The 18145-nt window shown below is 58.7% G+C and carries 19 protein-coding genes, 1 tRNA gene and 1 riboswitch; of the genes, 11 read left to right on the forward strand and 9 right to left on the reverse strand.

The window, feature by feature from the left end; genetic code table 11:
* Nucleotides 1–148: 148 nt before the first annotated feature.
* The 3 genes from QZ487_RS00875 to QZ487_RS00885 all read right to left on the reverse strand — a co-directional run bounded on the left by QZ487_RS00875 (nucleotide 149) and on the right by QZ487_RS00885 (nucleotide 1662).
* Nucleotides 149–403, reverse strand: a complete 255-nt coding sequence (locus QZ487_RS00875) for an NUDIX domain-containing protein (RefSeq protein ID WP_296022927.1) — start codon at nucleotides 401–403, stop codon at nucleotides 149–151.
* A complete protein-coding gene (locus QZ487_RS00880; protein WP_296022928.1) occupies nucleotides 391–1014 on the reverse strand; it encodes a 6-phosphogluconolactonase in 624 nt (207 codons plus the stop codon). Before QZ487_RS00880 ends, QZ487_RS00875 begins: the two co-directional genes overlap by 13 nt.
* Nucleotides 1015–1098: 84 nt before the next feature.
* Nucleotides 1099–1662, reverse strand: coding sequence for a hypothetical protein (locus QZ487_RS00885; protein WP_285975924.1), 564 nt, complete (start codon nucleotides 1660–1662; stop codon nucleotides 1099–1101).
* An 88-nt stretch (nucleotides 1663–1750) separates the two neighbouring features.
* On the opposite strand from QZ487_RS00885, the gene QZ487_RS00890 reads away from it, so the two are divergent.
* Genes QZ487_RS00890 through QZ487_RS00900 form a run of 3 tightly spaced genes read left to right on the forward strand, consistent with a single transcriptional unit; the run spans nucleotide 1751 to nucleotide 4406 of the window.
* Nucleotides 1751–2545 (forward strand): SDR family oxidoreductase, encoded by a 795-nt coding sequence (locus tag QZ487_RS00890; protein ID WP_285975925.1) that lies wholly within the window; start codon nucleotides 1751–1753, stop codon nucleotides 2543–2545.
* A 10-nt stretch (nucleotides 2546–2555) separates the two neighbouring features.
* Complete coding sequence (locus tag QZ487_RS00895) at nucleotides 2556–3623, forward strand: NAD(P)-dependent alcohol dehydrogenase (RefSeq protein ID WP_296022929.1); 1068 nt, start codon at nucleotides 2556–2558, stop codon at nucleotides 3621–3623.
* Between the two features lie 12 nt (nucleotides 3624–3635).
* The gene (locus tag QZ487_RS00900; protein ID WP_285975927.1) at nucleotides 3636–4406 is read left to right on the forward strand and encodes an enoyl-CoA hydratase-related protein; all 771 of its coding nucleotides are present in this window, start codon (nucleotides 3636–3638) and stop codon (nucleotides 4404–4406) included.
* Nucleotides 4407–4408: 2 nt separating this feature from the next.
* On the opposite strand, the gene QZ487_RS00905 is transcribed toward QZ487_RS00900, so the two are convergent.
* Nucleotides 4409–4482, reverse strand: a tRNA-Gly gene (locus tag QZ487_RS00905).
* Nucleotides 4483–4649: 167 nt separating this feature from the next.
* Between QZ487_RS00905 and QZ487_RS00910 the strand changes: the two genes are divergently transcribed.
* From QZ487_RS00910 to mmsB, 6 genes are read left to right on the forward strand one after another with little or no spacing between them, the layout of a single operon-like run.
* Nucleotides 4650–6146: a CoA-acylating methylmalonate-semialdehyde dehydrogenase gene (locus QZ487_RS00910; RefSeq protein ID WP_296024088.1), complete on the forward strand. Its 1497-nt coding sequence runs from the start codon at nucleotides 4650–4652 to the stop codon at nucleotides 6144–6146.
* Nucleotides 6147–6162: 16 nt separating this feature from the next.
* The gene (locus tag QZ487_RS00915; RefSeq protein WP_296022931.1) at nucleotides 6163–6477 is read left to right on the forward strand and encodes an I78 family peptidase inhibitor; all 315 of its coding nucleotides are present in this window, start codon (nucleotides 6163–6165) and stop codon (nucleotides 6475–6477) included.
* Nucleotides 6478–6523: 46 nt separating this feature from the next.
* A complete protein-coding gene (locus QZ487_RS00920) occupies nucleotides 6524–7669 on the forward strand; it encodes an acyl-CoA dehydrogenase family protein (protein ID WP_296022933.1) in 1146 nt (381 codons plus the stop codon).
* Nucleotides 7666–8712: an enoyl-CoA hydratase/isomerase family protein gene (locus QZ487_RS00925; RefSeq protein ID WP_296022934.1), complete on the forward strand. Its 1047-nt coding sequence runs from the start codon at nucleotides 7666–7668 to the stop codon at nucleotides 8710–8712. The genes QZ487_RS00920 and QZ487_RS00925 overlap by 4 nt, the downstream gene beginning before the upstream one ends.
* Nucleotides 8709–9503, forward strand: a complete 795-nt coding sequence (locus tag QZ487_RS00930) for an enoyl-CoA hydratase-related protein (RefSeq protein WP_296022935.1) — start codon at nucleotides 8709–8711, stop codon at nucleotides 9501–9503. Before QZ487_RS00925 ends, QZ487_RS00930 begins: the two co-directional genes overlap by 4 nt.
* Before the next feature lie 35 nt (nucleotides 9504–9538).
* On the forward strand, nucleotides 9539–10405 hold the full coding sequence (mmsB, locus tag QZ487_RS00935; RefSeq protein WP_296022937.1) for a 3-hydroxyisobutyrate dehydrogenase: 867 nt from the start codon (nucleotides 9539–9541) through the stop codon (nucleotides 10403–10405).
* Here mmsB and QZ487_RS00940 read toward each other — a convergent pair whose 3' ends face one another.
* A complete protein-coding gene (locus tag QZ487_RS00940; protein ID WP_296022938.1) occupies nucleotides 10406–11158 on the reverse strand; it encodes a hypothetical protein in 753 nt (250 codons plus the stop codon).
* Nucleotides 11159–11210: 52 nt separating this feature from the next.
* On the opposite strand from QZ487_RS00940, the gene QZ487_RS00945 reads away from it, so the two are divergent.
* Nucleotides 11211–12011, forward strand: a complete 801-nt coding sequence (locus QZ487_RS00945) for an NTP transferase domain-containing protein (RefSeq protein WP_296022939.1) — start codon at nucleotides 11211–11213, stop codon at nucleotides 12009–12011.
* Nucleotides 12012–12025: 14 nt separating this feature from the next.
* Nucleotides 12026–13336, forward strand: a complete 1311-nt coding sequence (locus QZ487_RS00950; RefSeq protein WP_285975935.1) for a lipopolysaccharide biosynthesis protein — start codon at nucleotides 12026–12028, stop codon at nucleotides 13334–13336.
* Here QZ487_RS00950 and gcvPB read toward each other — a convergent pair whose 3' ends face one another.
* The 4 genes from gcvPB to gcvT are packed head-to-tail and all read right to left on the reverse strand — an operon-like array spanning nucleotide 13337 to nucleotide 17845.
* Nucleotides 13337–14956, reverse strand: coding sequence for an aminomethyl-transferring glycine dehydrogenase subunit GcvPB (gene gcvPB, locus QZ487_RS00955; protein WP_285975936.1), 1620 nt, complete (start codon nucleotides 14954–14956; stop codon nucleotides 13337–13339).
* A complete protein-coding gene (gcvPA, locus tag QZ487_RS00960) occupies nucleotides 14953–16314 on the reverse strand; it encodes an aminomethyl-transferring glycine dehydrogenase subunit GcvPA (RefSeq protein ID WP_285975937.1) in 1362 nt (453 codons plus the stop codon). The genes gcvPB and gcvPA overlap by 4 nt, the downstream gene beginning before the upstream one ends.
* Before the next feature lie 22 nt (nucleotides 16315–16336).
* Nucleotides 16337–16708, reverse strand: coding sequence for a glycine cleavage system protein GcvH (gene gcvH, locus QZ487_RS00965; RefSeq protein ID WP_285975938.1), 372 nt, complete (start codon nucleotides 16706–16708; stop codon nucleotides 16337–16339).
* A 3-nt stretch (nucleotides 16709–16711) separates the two neighbouring features.
* Entirely contained in the window at nucleotides 16712–17845 is a 1134-nt protein-coding gene (gcvT, locus tag QZ487_RS00970) for a glycine cleavage system aminomethyltransferase GcvT (protein WP_296022943.1), read from the reverse strand.
* 150 nt (nucleotides 17846–17995) lie between these two features.
* Nucleotides 17996–18096: riboswitch (glycine riboswitch) on the reverse strand.
* Between the last annotated feature and the right edge of the window lie 49 nt (nucleotides 18097–18145).

An 18145-nucleotide genomic window follows, 5' to 3' on the forward strand; every position in this document is an offset into this window, starting at 1 on the left:
AAAATCGCGCTTCTGTGACCTCGCGATTATCTGGTCGAGGCTGTTTGTCGATCACGGCAGCAAAGAGATACATGGTATGTGGTGAGCCCGAAATTTCACCTTCAAGCTCCCCGATCGGCGTCAGCTTCTTAGTCTCGAGGCCCAATTCTTACTTCAGTTCTCGGCTTGCGGCATCTGCTGGGTGTTCGCCACGATCAACACCTCCACCGGGCAAGAGCCAGTCCTGCGGCCCGTAACTGTGCTTGAGCAGCAAGAGGTCACCCTGGAAATCGGTCAAAATGATGTTGCAACCGACAATCGGCACTTTGCGCCATCTTCGCCATTGATTTCGCAGCGGAAAAATGATCCTCAGCGCGAGCCGATGCAAAGGTGCAGGCAGCATCCGCTCGATCAAGCGAAGCATGTGACCGGTTGGGTAGCAGCGCTGAGAAGCCGAGCGATTGGGAGGTCATGATCGGCGCGGATGGCGGCATCGAATACCTGCCGTTTGTCCGGGTTTCCGCCTAGCGTAAAGAGGAGCGCATCTGACTTGAGCAATGCCGGGATGGTCAGTGTAATCCTGTCAAAGGGCGCATGCGGCGGAAGCGGATCCGGCGTCAACCTGCGAACCAGCTGAGGATCGTCAACTTGCGGATCGGTGTTAGGAAACAGCGACGCAATGTGGCCATCGTCTCCCATGCCCAGCCATGCCATCGCGAAATGTGGCGGCGGAACATGCTGGTCCAATGCCTGAACCTTTGCACCCACAGGCTCGAACAGTGCGCGAACTTTGCCTGTATTCGAAGATTCGTGATCTTCGGGCACAATACGGTCATCGCCCGGCCAGACTTCCAGGCGCGACCAATCCAGATCACTCATCACCAATTGCTGCATGATCGGAAAAGGCGTCGATCCACCGGGCACTGTAATGGCGACCAGACCTTCGTTGGCTTCCAGCGCGCTAGAGATGCACGCATCAAGCCAATCGGCAATCACGCCGGCGCCCACACTTTCTATCACATCAACCGCTTTCATGATCCAACCATAGCCATAGCACCGGCCACTAAATAGCGAAAAGCGCGTGCTAAAATGTAAAACTTAGTATGCATAGCCCAATGGCTAACGACCAGCCGCTATGCCAACCCACAAAACGAACGCGGCAACAGCCAATGCCAACATTGCCAGCACGATCCTGAGTATGCACAATTTGGAGGTGTGTCGGCCCATTTCTGGAGCGATCCATGCACTCAACAACGCCGCAGCAGAGCCGAAAGTTACGCCGAGAGCAATGCCAAGCGGCTCAGTGATGGCAGCCCCTGCCGCGAAAGCCAGCCAGCGCGGCGCGTCCAAAGCCTGCTTGCCTGAAAGCGCCATGAAGATTGCCCCTATAGAACGGGTTGGTTCGCGGATGGGCACGAATGGCTCACTCCGAAACAGAGTGATCGCAGCAAGCAGCAACCCACCCGCCACAAGCAGTGCGCATGGTAACCCGATGAAATGTGCAGACAGCCAGAAACCGAGATAGGCCATGGTAAACGCTGTCAAAACGCTCGTCAAAACCACCAGGCTTGGGAGGATCGGGGAATTGGGCAATGTGCCAGCCAAGCCACTAACAATCTGCTGCGCACCGCCGCCCATTGTTGCCAAGAAGCAAGCGAGCATGATGATCAGCGGCAAGTCCATTGCGCAGCCATGCACCATTTGGGGAGGGGAATTAAGCCATCATTTAAGCCAGAAGAGATCTCAATGAACAATTCAGCGGGAGCAGGACATGAAACTCGAAAGCGGAATGGCGGCAGTGGTAACCGGCGGCGCATCGGGACTGGGGCGTGCAAGCGCGCAGGCGCTGGCCGATCAAGGGCTGAAAGTCGCGATCTTCGATATCAATGACGAAGACGGCAAAGCGCATGCCAAGGCGATTGGCGGCACTTTCCACCGTGTCGACATCATGGATGAGCAGTCGGTTGAAGACGGCTTCGCCGCAGCGCGCGAAGCAAACGGCCAGGAACGCGTGACCGTGCATTGCGCCATGGCCAGCAGGCGCGGCAAGACGCTGGGCTGGGACAAGGAAAACGGCCGGTACAAGCGCTTGCCGACAGAGGATTACGCCTTTGGCGCAGAAGGTATCCTGATCGCAAGCTATCGCATCGCCAGTATCTCCGCCCTGGGCATGGCCAACAGCGAACCGCTAAATGAAGATGGTGAGCGCGGTTGCATCACACTGACCGCCAGTGTCGCGGCACAAGACGGGCAGATCGGACAAGTCATCTACGGCAGTTGCAAGTCAGGCGTGAACGGTCTGGTGCTACCGATGGCGCGCGACTTGATGGACATCGGCATCCGTGTGAATTCTGTAATGCCGGGCATTTTTGCGACCCCGTTGATGCTGGGGATGAAAGATCGCAATCCGGCCATGTGGGCGCAACTAAACGCCAGCGTACCTTTCCCCAAGCGGCTCGGCCATCCAGAGGAATTCGCATCGCTGATCTGCGAGATCGCCCGTAACAGCTACATAAACGGGCACCAGTTCCGCCTCGATGGCGCGATCAGAATGCCGCCCAAATAGGAGAGACAACATGGCAACAGCCACCAATGAATATCCGACCAAGGCCTATGGCACTTCCGCTCCGGATTCTCCTGTCGGGCCGATGGACATCACGCGCCGCGGCCTTCGCGAAGATGATGTTCTGATCGACATCACTCATTGCGGCATCTGCCATTCGGACCTGCACACGGCGCGTAACGATTGGGGCCGCACGACTTATCCTGTCGTGCCTGGGCACGAGATTGTCGGCACGATTGCGGCCATTGGCGAGAACGTGACCCGGCACGAGGTAGGTGATCGCGTTGCCATCGGCTGCATGGTCGATAGCTGCATGGAATGCCGGCACTGTGATCAGGATCTGGAACAATACTGCGTCAACGGGATGGTCGGCACCTATAACGGCAAGGATTTGCGAGACGGCACGCCCACCTTTGGCGGCTATTCCGAGCGGATCGTTTGCCGCGAAGAGTTTGTGCTCAAAGTTCCGGACGCGATGTCGATGGCTGAGGCTGCGCCGCTTTTGTGCGCGGGCATCACCACATACTCGCCATTGCGCACCTGGAAGATCGGCCCGGGCAGCAAGGTCGCCGTCGCGGGGTTGGGCGGGCTCGGCCATATGGGTGTGAAGCTGGCTGCCGCGATGGGCGCGGAAGTTACCGTGCTGAGCCGCAGTGAAAGCAAGCGTGAGGATGCCGAAAAGCTAGGCGCGCACGCATTTCTCAACACGTCAGACAAGGACGCGATGAAAGCCAAGGCCGGCTACTTTGACATGGTCCTGAACACTATCCCGGTGCGCCATGACATTACCCCATACCTGCACCTGCTGAAGATCGATGGCGTGCAAGTTCTGGTAGGCGTGATCGATATGTTGCCGGAAATGCATTCCGGTATTCTACTGGGCCGCAAGGTGTTGACCGGCAGCGGGATTGGCGGATTGGCAGAGACGCAGGAAATGCTCGATTTCTGCGCAGAGCATGATGTGCTGCCAGAGATCGAGATCATCCGCATGCAGGAAGTGAACGATGCCTATGACCGGATGGAAAAAAGTGACGTGAAATATCGCTTCGTCATCGATATGGGCAGCCTCAAAGAAACTTGAGGACCCCCCTTTATGACTGACCATATCCGCATCGAGCAAAGCGACCGCCTGATCACGGTTGCGTTCAACCGCCCAGACAAGCGCAACGCAATCACTCAAGACATGTATCAAGCGATGACCGATGCGGTGAATGCTTATGCCGTGGATGATGAAAACCGCGCGCTTATGATTACAGCGGACGGTGCCGGTGACGGGGCATATTTCACCGCTGGCAATGATTTGCAGGATTTTGCCATGGGTCCGCGCGGTGAGAACAATCCGCCGGTCATCCAGTTTCTCCACGCGATCAAGGATTGCCCCAAACCTTTGATCGCTGCGGTGAATGGGCCAGCTATTGGTGTGGGCCTTACGCTGACACTGCATTGCGATCTGGTTTATGCCGCACAATCGGCGACGTTCAGCGCGCCTTTTGTGAAGTTGGGATTGGTGCCAGAAGCAGCCTCTTCTCTGCTGCTGCCAGAAGCTATCGGCATGGCCGCGGCGATGGACGTGTTCATGACCGGGCGCACGCTGACTTCGGAAGAGGCGCTGCGCATGGGGCTGATCTCCCGCATGTTTGATGACGCTGAATTTGACGCCCGCGCGCGCGAACTTGCCATGGTTGTCGCGAATGCCGCGCCCAATGCGATGCGCCATGCAAAGGCGCTGGTCCGAAACCGCAATGCCGAGATCACAGATCGCATGATGGCCGAAAGCGTGCATTTCGCAAACCAGCTGCAATCGCCCGAATTCGGTGAAAGCGTTGCGGCAATGATGGCGAAGCGCCCGGCGTTCTATCCCTAATCTGGAGCGGGTGAAGGGAATCGAACCCTCGTCGTCAGCTTGGGAAGCTGCTGCTCTACCATTGAGCTACACCCGCACCCCGATCCGGGCTCGCGCATTGCCGCAAAGGCCAAAGATGGTCAATCAGATAGGTGAAGCGGACATGCGCGGCTAGTATCACACACATGAACGCGGCTTGGCTTGGATTCGCAACTGCGAAGAGGTAGAGCGCGCGAAAGATTCGAAGGTTCGAGAGGAATAATGATGCGGCAAGTTGATCATTTTCTAGCCGGAGGGGAGAGCGTTCCCTCTACACGCAAGCACCAGGTGTGGAACCCCTCGACCGGCGAAGTGCAAGCTGAAGTTGCCCTGGGCGATGCGGCTCTGCTCGATAAAGCGGTGGCGACAGCAAAGGCGGTCCAGCCCGGCTGGGCGGCGACCAATCCGCAAAAGCGCGCACGTGTGATGTTCAAGTTCAAGGAATTGATCGAACATAACATGCAGGAGCTTGCCGAACTGCTTAGCTCCGAGCACGGCAAGGTGATCGACGATGCGAAAGGCGACGTTCAACGCGGGCTGGAAGTGATCGAATATGCTTGCGGTATCCCGCAGGCTCTCAAGGGCGAGTACACCCAAGGCGCCGGGCCGGGTATCGATGTCTATTCCATGCGTCAGCCGCTCGGCATCGGTGCAGGCATCACACCGTTCAACTTCCCAGCGATGATCCCGATGTGGATGTTCGGTATGGCATGTGCGGCCGGAAATGCCTTTATTCTGAAGCCGTCAGAGCGCGATCCCTCAGTCCCCGTCCGCCTCGCTGAGCTGTTTCTGGAAGCAGGTGCGCCAGACGGTTTGCTGCAAGTGGTTCACGGCGACAAGGAAATGGTCGACGCGATCCTTGACCATCCGGATATCCCCGCGATCAGCTTTGTCGGCAGCTCTGACATCGCGCAATATATCTACTCACGCGGCAGTGCGAATGCAAAGCGCATACAGGCATTCGGCGGCGCGAAAAACCACGGCATTGTGATGCCTGACGCGGATCTGGATCAAGTGGTCAATGATCTGGCAGGCGCGGCATTTGGCAGCGCAGGCGAGCGGTGCATGGCATTGCCTGTCGTCGTACCGGTTGGCGAAGACACCGCCAATCGTTTGCGCGAAAAGCTGATCCCGGCAATCAACGCATTGCGCATTGGTGTGTCGAACGATCCGGACGCGCATTACGGCCCGGTTGTAACGCCCGAGCACAAAGCGCGGGTCGAAGGCTGGATCGATACGGCTGAAGCCGAAGGTGCAGAAATCGTGATCGATGGCCGCGGGTTCACACTGCAAGGGCATGAGAACGGCTTCTTCGTCGGTCCGACCCTGATCGACCGCGTTACGCCGCGGATGGAAAGCTACAAGGAAGAGATTTTCGGCCCTGTGCTGCAGATCGTGCGCGCCAACGACTTCGAAGACGCGGTTCGACTGCCAAGCGAGCATCAGTACGGCAATGGCGTTGCGATCTTTACGCGCAACGGACACGCCGCGCGCGAATTCGCCAGCCGGGTGAACGTGGGCATGGTCGGCGTGAACGTGCCGATCCCTGTACCGGTCAGCTATCACAGCTTCGGCGGGTGGAAACGCTCCGGCTTTGGCGACATCGATCAGTACGGCATGGAAGGCCTGAAGTTCTGGACCAAGAACAAGAAGATTACTCAGCGCTGGCCCGATGGCGGGGGCGATGGATCGAATGCCTTTGTCATTCCAACGATGGGGTGAAGTAAGGGATGAAACTATGAGACTGATTGCGACTCCACTATTCGCTCTGCCGTTGGTTGCCTGTGCTGGATATGCTGACCCGGAACCAGCGCCTCCCGCGCCAGCGGTTACCACAGCGCCAGCAGAATATGTCTGCGATGTAGCGCCTGCGGAGTATCACGTTGGCCACGATGCGACTGCGGAAATGGGCGCGGCCATTCTGCGCGAAAGCGGGTCACGCACACTGCGATGGGGTCTCCCGCGTACCACATGGACGATGGATTATCGCCAGGATCGCGTGAATGTGCGCTATGACGACAACATGAAGATAACCCAAGTCAGCTGCGGGTAAGCAGCGTTATGAAGCCAAGCGATCGAGAGGGGCTATTGCGCACGCCATGACAGGACAATTTGCATTAACTGACGACCAACTCGCCATTCAGGAAATGGCGCAGCGTTTCACTGCAGACAATATCACACCCTTCGCGGGCGAATGGGACGAGAAGAGCCACTTTCCGCGCGATGTAATCCAGCAGACGGGCGAACTGGGCTTTGGCGCGATCTACGTTTCCGAGGAATCGGGCGGGATTAACCTTGGCCGGCTTGAAGCCGCACTGATCATGGAAGCCATGGCCTATGGCTGCCCCACGACCAGCGCCTATATCTCGATCCACAATATGGCCGCATGGATGATCGACCGCTTCGGCGGAGACGAACTGAAAGCACGCTACCTGCCCAAGCTGGTGACGATGGAACACATCGCCAGCTATGCGCTGACGGAACCCGGCTCAGGCTCGGACGCAGCGGGTCTTAAGACCAGCGCCGTGCTGGACGGCGACCACTATGTCCTAAATGGCACCAAGCAATTTATCTCGGGTAGCGGCTTCAACGACATCTATGTCGTCATGGTCCGCACCGGAGAGCACAAGTCAAAGGGCATCACCTGCCTTGTGATCGAGAAAGACACGCCGGGCCTCAGCTTCGGCAAGCCTGAAAAGAAGCTTGGCTGGAATGCTTCGCCCACAGCGCAGCTGATATTCGAGGATTGCCGCGTTCCGGTTGCCAACCGCGTTGGCGCAGAGGGCGAAGGCTTCCGCTTTGCCATGGCCGGATTGGATGGCGGGCGCATCAATATCGGCGCATGTTCGCTGGGCGGCGCGCAACGCTGCCTGGACGAAGCGGTGAAATACACCAAGGAACGCAAGCAGTTCGATACGCCTGTGGCCGATTTCCAGAACACACAATTCATGCTGGCCGACATGGCGACCGAGCTGGAGGCGGCGCGCGCGCTGCTCTATCTCGCGGCGGCGAAAGTGACCGAGAATGCGCCGGACAAGACGCGCTTTTCCGCCATGGCCAAGCGGCTCGCGACTGATAGCGGCAGCAACGTGGCCAACAACGCGCTGCAACTGTTCGGCGGTTATGGCTATCTGAAGGAATATCCGATCGAACGCTTCTGGCGCGATTTGCGCGTGCATTCGATTCTGGAGGGCACCAATCAGGTCATGCGGATGATCGTAGGACGGGATCTGACACACCAATGACTCAAGAATTGCTGACATCTATTGAAGGGGCGGCAGGAAAACTGTCCCTCAATCGCCCCAAGGCGCTGCATTCGCTCACTCTGGATATGTGCCATGCGATGAACTCGGCGCTAACCGCGTGGGCGAGCGACGACGCGGTGAAAGCTGTGATCCTCGACCATGCCGAGGGGCGCGGGTTTTGCGCGGGTGGCGATATCAACCTGCTGCGCGAAAGCGCTTTGAATGATGGTGGAGTTTCGGGCCGCAAGTTCTTCCATGACGAGTATCAATTGAACCATCAGATGTTCACCTATGAAAAGCCGATCGTGGCGTTCATGGACGGCATCACCATGGGCGGCGGTGTTGGCATTTCACAGCCCTGCAAATTCCGTGTCGCGACGGAGAACACGCGTTTCGCCATGCCGGAAACGGGCATCGGCCTGTTCCCCGACGTTGGCGGCGGCTGGTATCTCTCGCGACTGGGGGGGCGTTTGGGACAGTTCCTGGCGATCACCGGTGCACGGCTGGATGGGGCAGAATGCCTTTGGACCGGCCTCGCGACCCATTACCTGCCAAGCGAAAAGCTGGAAGAAGCCAAGGCCCGGATCGCAGAACATCCCGAACGCATCGCCAGGATACTCGGCGAGTTATCCGCACCAACACCGGACGCACGTATCGCTGGCAATGCGGACAAGATCGCCAAACATTTCGCGTCGGACCGCTATGAAGACATACTTGCTTCGCTAGACGCCGATGAAAGCGATTGGGCGGCGAAGGAACGCGGCACGCTGGGCACTAAAAGCCCGCAAACCTGCAAGGTCGCACTGCGCCAATTGGCTGAAAGCGAAAAGCTGGATGATTTCGCGGACAATATGGCGATGGAATATCGTATCGCTTCGCGCGTGCTGACCCGCCCCGATTTTGCTGAAGGCGTGCGCGCGGTAATTGTTGAGAAAACGCACGATCCCAAATGGGATCCCGCTACTCCTGAAGGCGTGAGTGACGAGCTGATCGATCAGATTTTCGCGCCCTTGCCTGCCGATAAGGAATGGAAACCCCTATGACCTACGAAACTATCACCGCCGAAAAAGATGCCCACGGCACCAAAGGTGTCACGCTGTTGACGATCAACCGTCCGCAGGCACTGAACGCGCTCAATTCCAAGGTACTGGAAGAGCTGATCGAAGCATTCGCCGATTATCAGGCAGACGACAGCCAGCTTTGCGCCATCCTGACAGGCTCCGGCGAGAAAGCCTTCGCGGCAGGCGCGGACATCAAGGAAATGAGCGAGAAAGCGGCGGCCGATTTCTATCTCGACGATTTCTTTTCGCTCTGGACCAGCGAGATCGTGAAGAAGACCCGCAAGCCGTGGATTGCTGCGGTCAATGGCTTTGCACTGGGCGGCGGGTGCGAGCTGGCGATGATGGCAGACTTCATCATCGCATCGGACAATGCCAAATTCGGCCAGCCTGAAATCAAACTGGGCGTAGCCCCGGGCATGGGCGGTTCGCAGCGCCTGACCCGCGCCATCGGCAAGTCAAAGAGCATGGAAATGTGTCTGACCGGCCGGATGATGAGCGCCGAGGAAGCCGAGCGGTCGAACCTGATCGTGCGTGTTGTGCCTCAGGCGGATTTGATCGCAGACGTGCTCAAGACCGCCGCGACCATTGCCAGCATGCCGCCAATGGCAACCATCGCGAACAAGGAAATGGTCAATTCGGCCTTCGAAATGACGCTGGATCAGGGGCTGATTGTTGAGCGCCGTATCTTCCAGATCCTGACCGCGAGCGAAGACAAGGCCGAAGGCATGGCCGCCTTTATCGAGAAGCGCGAAGGCCAGTGGAAGGGGCGCTAGTCTTGGATTGAACCAAGCCCCCAAAGGAGAGACACATGAAAATCGCATTTATTGGCCTCGGCAATATGGGCGGCGGGATGGCCGCAAATCTTGTGAAAGCCGGGCACCACGTCCGCGCGTTCGATCTGTCCGAGGATGCGCTGGCCCGCGCCAAGGAAGCTGGCTGCGAAACCTTCACCAATGTCCGCGATGCTGTGAAAGACGCCGAAGCGGTTGTCTCCATGCTGCCCAACGGGGCCATCGTAAAATCGGTCTACACCAGCGACGTTATCGGCCACACGCCGCATGCCGCAACGCTGATCGATTGTTCGACCATCGATGTCGCCACCGCGCGCGAAGTTGCCGATGCGGCACACGCAGAAGGCTATAAGATTGTCGATGCACCCGTTTCTGGCGGCATCGCGGCGGCGAATGCCGGCACGCTGACCTTCATGGTCGGCGGAGAAATCCACGCCTTTGAGGCAGCCAAGCCGGTGCTCGAAGCAATGGGTAAGGCCGTGATCCATGCTGGCGGTATCGGCAATGGTCAGGCTGCGAAAATCTGCAACAACATGCTGCTCGCGATCCATATGATCGGCACGTGTGAAGCCTTCGCCATGGCGGAGAAACTGGGCCTTGACGCACAGACTTTCTATGACATTTCCAGCGTATCTTCGGGCCAGAACTGGTCAATGACCAGCTATTGCCCGGTACCCGGCGTCGGCCCGCAGAGCCCGAGCGACAATGACTATCAGGGCGGGTTTGCTACCGCGCTGATGCTGAAAGACCTGAAGCTGGCGATGGAAGCGGCGGAAAGCGCAGGTGCAACCACCGCGCTGGGCCGCCATGCCCAGGAAATCTACGAAGCCTTTGCTGAGCAGAACGGTTCGGTTGATTTCTCCGGCGTCATCAAGACGCTCTAGTCAGTTCCTTCGGATTTCGTCCAGAATTCGCGCGAGCCATTCGCGCGGTGCAGATCTGCGCCCGATATCGGCAACGAATTCCTGACCGCGCGCGACACTGCGCAACTTGCCGCCGCGCAGCCAGCGATCGGGCCTGTCGTGGTAACTTAGCCCGCCGCGCTTGAGCCATTCGGGCCTGTCCCACAGCGTCACCGGACCGCCGGGAACGGTTAGCTGCAAGGCATCGCATGCGCGCGATGCCTGCACACCCGGCCCGCGATAGATCACATCATTCTTGTGATGCATCGCCAGCGCGTGGGGATGCGCCAGATCAGCGAGCTTTTGCGGTGGGCCGTCGGCAAGCGGGATTACCTCTTCGACTTCAAGACAGGCAAAGATGCGGTGATGCGGCTTGCCGCCATGATCCCAGTCTCGGAATAGCCCGAAAAACAGGAACACATCGCCTAAACCCACGCCTTGGCGTTCCAGATGCGTTTGCGCCGCACCGCATTGCCCGAACAGGCACTCTCCTGCGTCAGTGAACATCGGATCGTGATGACATGGGTCATCCGCACCAAGCTTCCCCCGACTTGAGCGAGCGGCATGTTCGCCCAAGCCTAGATCCCCGTAAGTAGTACGCGAAGCAGCCCCCGCGGGAATCGGCAATGTCACAGGCCGACCGGCCACAATCGGCGACGGGCCACCTCCCGAGCCGCTATCAAAACCCTTGCGAGACAAGATAATGCGCATCGCTGCACCTGCTGCACGGCTCATCTTCGCATGACAAGAGTTTGCGTTCTGGCAATTCGGGACTATTTGCCTGCCCATGGACGGAAAAATCACAGCACTTATCATGGCCGGCAAGCGTTCCGGCATTATGGACCCCTTGGCGACCCGGGCCGGCGTATTGCAAAAGTGTGTCGCGCCTGTGCTGGGCGTACCCATGGTCGAGCGCGTGCTGAAAGAGGTTGCCGGATGTGACCGGATCGGCGCGATCCATATCGTTGCGCACGAAGCAGACGAGATCAAAGCTTTGCCCACCGCGCAAATGCTGACCGCGGAAGGCAGGCTGCACTTCAAAGAAGGCAAGTTCAACATCGTCGACAGCGTGTTCTCAGGGGCGGAAGGCGCCAGCTTCCCGCTGATGATTACAACCGCGGACAATTGCCTGGTTACGTCAGACGGCTATGCAGAGTTCATCGACAAGGCGTTGGCGGCGGATGCGGGTGCAGCAGCTGCGCTTGCGCGCAAGCAGGATGTGCAAGCGGCCGATCCCGAAGGCCAGAAGAAATTCTACGAATTCACTGACGGCGGCTATTCCAACTGCAACACCTATTGGATGGGCAGCGAGGAGGCGCTTAGCGCAGCAGAGATCATGCGCGAAGGCGGACAGTTCGTAAAGTTCCCTAAACGCATCGCCAAGGCGTTCGGCCTGATGAACCTGATCCGGTTTTACTTCGGTTGGGGCAGCAAAGAGAAGATTTTCGAGCAGGTCTCCAACCGTTTTGGCTTCAAGCTGGTGCCGATTGTCATGTCCAACGGCGAATTCGCGATCGATGTCGACAATGAGCGTACATTCGAAGTGACCGAACGGCTGCTGAAAAAACGCGAAGGCGCCGCGGGTTAGGCCCGGCGCGCATTATGAAACGTCTCTGGCAGAATATTGGCTGGTTACTGGGCGGGCGCGGCTTCAACGCCGTGATGAGCCTTGTCTATCTCGCGATAGCCACACGCACACTTGGACTAGAGGGCTTTGGCTACTTCGCGATTATCATCGCATTGGGACAGACAGTCACAGGTCTCGCCAATTTCCAGACCTGGCAATTTGTTGTCAGGTGGGGAGCGAATGGCAGCGGGCCTGCAGATGCAACCGGGTTTGCCATCGCGCTTGATCTGATGTCCGTCGTGATGGGTACTGTGGCGGCCGCGATACTGGTCTGGACGGCGCAGTTGTGGCTGCCCCTGCCCGATGAACTGCTGTGGCTAACTTTCGGCTATTGTGTCATCTCGCTCCTTTCTATCCGCACGACGCCCACCGGGTTGCTGCGCCTAAGGTTCAAATTTGCCAAAGCGACCGCAGCCGAAGCAGTGCAGCCAGCAATCCGGGCGGCCGGCGCGATCCTGGCTTTGTTCTTCATGCCGAATGTAACAGGGTTTGTGCTCGCCTGGGCTGCATCCGAAGTGGCAGTTGCGCTGGCACTCTGGATAATTGCTGCACGCGACGAGAGGATCGACCTGTCGCGCGTTAGCCTTAGACGCATTCCTTCCGCGCATCCCGATGCATGGCGCTTTGTCTGGTCGACCAATATGTCCGGCTCTCTGTCCATCGCCGGAAAGCAAGTCATGATCCTGATGGTTGGCTCCATAGGCGGCGAGGCACTTGCTGGTGGCTTCCGCGTCGCAAGCCAGTTGGGCCAGGCTTTGGTTGTGCTTGCGCAAACTGTATCCAAAGCGATCTATCCCGAGCTGGTACATGCAAAGGACGAAGCCCTGCAGATGGCCCGCCGAATGGCGAACATCGCACTGATCGGCGGGTTTCTTGCCGTGATGGTGGCGCTGTTCGCTGGTCGTTGGGGCCTTACGGCAATAGCGGGGGCTGAGTTCGCGGGCTTTTATTGGGCGATGGTAATCCTCGCGATCGCAGGTGCGGTTGAACTGGTCGGCGCGAGCCTGGAATCGCTGCTGGTCAGCGCTGGCAAGGCGCATACCGCCTTTCTCGTGCGGGCAGTGCCGACGGTGTTGGCGCTGGTTCTGCTTGATGCAGCGATCGACTGGAATGGCGCGAAGGGTGCCGCCATGGCAGTGCTGGGGTCTAGCTCGCTTGCTGTGATCGGCTTCTACGTTACGATCCTCAACCTTCAGCAGATCCGCATCCGGATTGATCCGCACCCGGAGGAAACTGTGCCGCCGCCAGAGGCCGCGACAAGCACTCCCGCTGTGCTACGCGACTGATCAATCGTCTTCAGGTTCTGCCCACGCCAAATTGGGTTTGCGCGCAGCCTGCGTTTCATCAAGCCTGCGGCGCGGCGCATAGTAAGGCGCTTGCTTCATTGCCTCGTCGCCCGCGTTCGCGCGTTCGACCAGCGAACGGAAGGCCGCGATGAACTGATCCAGCGTTGCCTTGCTTTCAGTCTCGGTTGGTTCGACCAGCATGGCGCCGTGCAATACAAGCGGGAAATACACCGTCATCGGGTGATACCCTTCATCGATCATGGATTTCGCGAGATCAAGCGTTGATAGATCGCCGCCAAAATCTCTGTCTCCGAACAATGCTTCATGCATGCAGGGCCCACTTGCCGCGTAAGGCGCATGGAGGATGTCTTCCATGCTGCGCAGAATGTAGTTGGCGTTGAGCACGGCGTCTTCTGCCACCTGCCGCAAACCGTCTGCACCGTGGCTGAGCATATAGGTCAGCGCGCGCGTGAACATGCCCATCTGGCCGTGAAACGCAGTCATCCGGCCAAAGCTTTGCATCACCCCGCCGAAATGTTCTTTGGAAAACGCGTCTGCGCTTTCTTCCTCGACCAGATGCACCACGCCGTCTGCGGTGCGCGCTGTGTAAGGGAGCGGGCCGAAGGGGCTGAGCGCCTCTGACAAGACCACCGGGCCTGAGCCTGGTCCGCCGCCGCCATGCGGGGTGGAGAATGTCTTGTGCAGATTGATGTGCATCGCATCGACGCCAAGATCGCCCGGGCGCACCTTCCCAACGATCGCATTGAAGTTTGCACCGTCGCAATAAACGAAGCCGCCCGCTTCATGGACTGCGTCAGAAATCTTCTTCATGTCGCGTTCGAACAAGCCGCAAGTATTCGGATTGGTGATCATCACCGCGGCCACATCAGGGCCAAGCCGCGCCTTGAGCGCCTCCAGATCCACCCGGCCTTCATCCGTCGCGGGGATATTCTCTACCCGGTACCCGGCAAAGGCAGCTGTCGCCGGATTGGTGCCATGCGCGCTTTCCGGCACCAGCACCACTTCACGCGCATCGCCACGCGCTTCCAGCGCGGCACGGATACACAGGATGCCACACAATTCGCCATGCGCGCCTGCCTTTGGGCTCATCGCCACGCCATGCATACCCGTGAGCGTGATCAGCCAATGTGCCAACTCGTTGATGACTTCGAACGCACCTTGCACCGTTTCGCGCGGTTGCAACGGATGGACATCCGCAAAGCCGGGCATCCGCGCCACTTTCTCATTCAGCCGCGGGTTGTGCTTCATCGTGCAGCTGCCAAGCGGGAAGAAGCCCAGATCGATGCCGTAATTCTGGCGGCTGAGGCGCGTGTAATGTCGCACGGTTTCCGGTTCTGTCAGACCGGGCAGACCAATCGGTTCTGCACGCTCCAGACCGCCCAAACGGTTTGGCGCATCCGTGTTCACTTCCGGCAGATCAACGCCGGTCACATTGGTGCGGCCGATTTCAAACAGCAGCGGTTCTTCCAGCATCAAGGCGCGATTTCCGGTAGCCGTTGCTGGGCCCCAATAACCTTTGGCGTGCAGCCCGTCTTCGCTCGCTGGCGTCATTTCAGGCTTCCAGCCCGATGCATTGGGGGTTTTGGTGGTCGCGTTCATGACAACACCTCCTCAAGAGCATTGGTCAGGGCCTCGATATCCTCCTCGCTCGTGGTCTCCGTCACTGCCACCAGCAGGCCTTCGGACAAGCGATCTACGCCCGGATAAAGCCGCCCAAGCGACACGCCGCCCAGCACACCCTTGGCTGCCAGCTTGTGCACCACTTCACGCGCATCCTGCCCCACCATCAGCGTGAATTCGTTGAAGTAATTGTCGTTGAGCACGGACACGCCGGGAACCTTGGCCAAGCGGTCAGCCGCCTGGCAGGCAAGCCGGTGATTTTCCGCAGCCAGTTGGCGCAGGCCCTTCTCACCCAGCAACGTCATATGAACATTGAATGCCAGCGCGCACAGGCCAGAGTTAGTGCAAATGTTGGACGTCGCTTTCTCGCGCCGGATGTGCTGCTCACGCGTCGAGAGCGTCAGCACGAACCCGCGCTTGCCCTCTGCATCAACGGTTTCACCGCACAGGCGCCCCGGCATCTGGCGAACATGTTTGGGATCGCGCACGGCGAAGAGGCCCAGATAGGGCCCGCCGAACTGTAACCCTACGCCCAGCGCCTGACCTTCACCGACAACGATGTCTGCGCCCATCTCTCCAGGTGACTTGATCGCACCCAGAGCAACCGGTTCTGTATTCACAACCACCAGCAAAGCGCCCTTCGCGTGCGCGGCTTCGGCTACTTCAGACAAATCCGTGATGCGGCCCAGAATATCGGGATATTGCACCACCACGCAGCTGGTCTGATCATCAATGCGCGATATCAGCCCCGCGTTGTCCGGAGTGGACTGGATCGCAGGCTCTGCTCCGGCGATCTCGTCACTTGTGAACTTCGCCATCGTCTTGACGACTTCGGCGTAATGCGGGTGCAGCGCGCCTGACAGGACCACATGGTCGCGGCGAGTGATGCGGCTCGCCATCGCAACCGCTTCCCAGCATGCCGTCGATCCATCATAAAGTGACGCATTGGCCACTGCACAGCCATACAGCCGCGCTACCTGCGTTTGAAATTCAAACAGCATCTGCAGCGTGCCTTGCGCGATTTCCGGCTGGTAAGGTGTATAGGCCGTCAGGAATTCGCCGCGCTGGATGATTTGATCGACGCTGGATGGCACGTGGTGGCGATAGGCCCCTGCCCCGAGGAAGAATGGCGCGTCCGCTGCCGCCAGGTTCTTCTTCGACAATTTGCGCATATGCTTTTCGACCGCCATTTCGCTGGCATGCATCGGCAAGCCGCGAATAGGGCCATCGAGCCGCGCTTCTTCTGGCACATCGACAAACAGATCATCGATGGTGCCAGCGCCGATTTTGGCAAGCATTTCGCCGCGATCGGCGTCGGTCAGGGGTAGGTAACGCATCTATTCAATTCCCGTTTGGGGTTTAGAGGCCGTCGACAAACGCCTTATAGCCCTTGTCATCCATCAGCCCTTCAAGCTCGGACTTGTCGCCAATGGTCATGCGGAAGAACCAGCCGTCTTCCTCTGGCGAGGTATTGACCAGCGCAGGATCATCTTCCAGCGCGCCATTGGTTTCTGTCACTTCGCCGGTGATCGGAGCGTAGACATCGCTTGCCGCTTTCACACTTTCGACCACGGCTGCATCGCCCGCCTTGTCCAGCATCGCGCCCACATCGGGCAGTTCGACGAAAACAATGTCACCCAACTGTTCCTGAGCATAATCAGTAATGCCGACGGTGGCGGTGTCGCCTTCGATGTCGATCCATTCGTGTTCATCAGTGAAATAACGCGGCATCTATCAGCTCCCTCGGTAGTAATTATGCGGCACAAAAGGCATGGGTGAAACGGTCGCGGGCAAACGCTTGCCCCGCACTTCGATTTCGAGCACGGTGCCTTCAGCAGCCTGCGCGATATCGACATAAGCCATCGCAATCGGTTGCCCCAGCGTGGGCGAAAAACCGCCGCTGGTGACTGTGCCGACTTTGGTTTCGCCGGAATAAACTTCCGCGCCTTCGCGCGCGGGCATGCGGCCATCAAGCTTCAGCCCGACGCGCTTGGTTGCCGGGCCATCGTCGAGTACCGGCACAAGCGCTTCGTGCCCCATCCAGCCGCCGGCCTCGCGACGCTTCTTGGTCAACGCAAAGATCAGATCGGCACTGACCGGATCAGTTTGAGTGGTCAGATCATGCCCGTAAAGCGGCAGGCCCGCCTCCAGCCGTAAAGAATCCCGCGCGCCCAGCCCTGCCGGCTTAACGCGTTCATCCGCAACAAGGGCATCTGCAAGCTGCTCGACATGTGTCGCAGGCACGGAAATTTCGAAGCCATCCTCGCCAGTATAGCCCGCGCGGCTAACCCAGAGGTAGGTACCTTCCCATTCGAACAGTCCGGCCGTCATGAAGGTGAGCGCACCTGTGCCGGGCAGCAGCGCTTCAAGAACTTCGCCAGCCTTGGGTCCCTGTAAAGCCAGCAAACCATAATCATCGTGATGGGTCAGCGTGATCTCATCAGGCAGATACTCGCGCAGATGCGCGATATCATCCCATTTGCACGCGCCATTCACCACCAGCGCAAAATGCGGGCCGGTATTCGTGACCATCAGATCGTCAATGATCCCGCCATCCTCATTCAACAGCAGAGAATACCGCATACGCCCGGCTTTCAGGCTGGTGATCGCGCCGGGCAGCAGCTTTTCCAGCTCTTCACCGGCATTTTCGCCACTGACGGTCAGCTGGCCCATATGGAAGACATCGAACAGACTGGCGCTTTCCCGCGTCCAATTATGTTCCGCAACGATGCCCCCGAACGGGCCGGTGTACTGGATCGGCATTTCATAGCCAGCGAACGGCACCATGCGCACGCCCTGCGCACGATGCCAGGCGTCGAGCGGCAGCTTTTCCAAAGGCAATTCTTCGAATGTTTCGTCTTCGCTCAAAATCAGTCCCCGCACAGAAGGTGCAACGCTCCGAGACGAAGCGATGTTCCACACCCCCTCTGTCGGGTGACCTGAGAGCTTAGCTCGGCTGTTGCCGAGCCTTCCCCTTCGGTGGTTTCCGCAACTCGCAGAAACGCTTTCCAGAGTGCCGATCACACTGCGGTCCGTGGGCCTGAGAGTTTCCGGGGTGGTTGCTCCTTCGGCGCCGATTGGCCCTGAGGGGCTTCACGAACTCTCCCGCTGGTGTGTCTACAGAATCGCTTCTGCAGCAGCACGATTGGTCTGCGCGATTCCTTTGGG

Source organism: uncultured Altererythrobacter sp., from assembly GCF_913057185.1.
In the GTDB taxonomy this organism is placed as follows: domain Bacteria; phylum Pseudomonadota; class Alphaproteobacteria; order Sphingomonadales; family Sphingomonadaceae; genus Erythrobacter; species Erythrobacter rubellus.

Excerpts from the sequence above, each read along its gene's own strand:
- mmsB (WP_296022937.1), top strand. The coding sequence starts at position 9,539 with ATGAAAATCGCATTTATTGGCCTCGGCAATATGGGCGGCGGGATGGCC.
- QZ487_RS00895 (WP_296022929.1), top strand. The coding sequence starts at position 2,556 with ATGGCAACAGCCACCAATGAATATCCGACCAAGGCCTATGGCACTTCC.
- gcvPB (WP_285975936.1), bottom strand. The coding sequence starts at position 14,956 with ATGAACGCGACCACCAAAACCCCCAATGCATCGGGCTGGAAGCCTGAA.
- gcvH (WP_285975938.1), bottom strand. The coding sequence starts at position 16,708 with ATGCCGCGTTATTTCACTGATGAACACGAATGGATCGACATCGAAGGC.
- QZ487_RS00910 (WP_296024088.1), top strand. The coding sequence starts at position 4,650 with ATGCGGCAAGTTGATCATTTTCTAGCCGGAGGGGAGAGCGTTCCCTCT.
- QZ487_RS00900 (WP_285975927.1), top strand. The coding sequence starts at position 3,636 with ATGACTGACCATATCCGCATCGAGCAAAGCGACCGCCTGATCACGGTT.
- QZ487_RS00875 (WP_296022927.1), bottom strand. The coding sequence starts at position 403 with ATGCTTCGCTTGATCGAGCGGATGCTGCCTGCACCTTTGCATCGGCTC.
- QZ487_RS00940 (WP_296022938.1), bottom strand. The coding sequence starts at position 11,158 with ATGAGCCGTGCAGCAGGTGCAGCGATGCGCATTATCTTGTCTCGCAAG.
- QZ487_RS00945 (WP_296022939.1), top strand. The coding sequence starts at position 11,211 with ATGGACGGAAAAATCACAGCACTTATCATGGCCGGCAAGCGTTCCGGC.
- QZ487_RS00890 (WP_285975925.1), top strand. The coding sequence starts at position 1,751 with ATGAAACTCGAAAGCGGAATGGCGGCAGTGGTAACCGGCGGCGCATCG.
- QZ487_RS00925 (WP_296022934.1), top strand. The coding sequence starts at position 7,666 with ATGACTCAAGAATTGCTGACATCTATTGAAGGGGCGGCAGGAAAACTG.
- QZ487_RS00920 (WP_296022933.1), top strand. The coding sequence starts at position 6,524 with ATGACAGGACAATTTGCATTAACTGACGACCAACTCGCCATTCAGGAA.
- QZ487_RS00915 (WP_296022931.1), top strand. The coding sequence starts at position 6,163 with ATGAGACTGATTGCGACTCCACTATTCGCTCTGCCGTTGGTTGCCTGT.
- QZ487_RS00950 (WP_285975935.1), top strand. The coding sequence starts at position 12,026 with ATGAAACGTCTCTGGCAGAATATTGGCTGGTTACTGGGCGGGCGCGGC.
- QZ487_RS00880 (WP_296022928.1), bottom strand. The coding sequence starts at position 1,014 with ATGAAAGCGGTTGATGTGATAGAAAGTGTGGGCGCCGGCGTGATTGCC.
- gcvPA (WP_285975937.1), bottom strand. The coding sequence starts at position 16,314 with ATGCGTTACCTACCCCTGACCGACGCCGATCGCGGCGAAATGCTTGCC.
- QZ487_RS00930 (WP_296022935.1), top strand. The coding sequence starts at position 8,709 with ATGACCTACGAAACTATCACCGCCGAAAAAGATGCCCACGGCACCAAA.
- QZ487_RS00885 (WP_285975924.1), bottom strand. The coding sequence starts at position 1,662 with ATGGACTTGCCGCTGATCATCATGCTCGCTTGCTTCTTGGCAACAATG.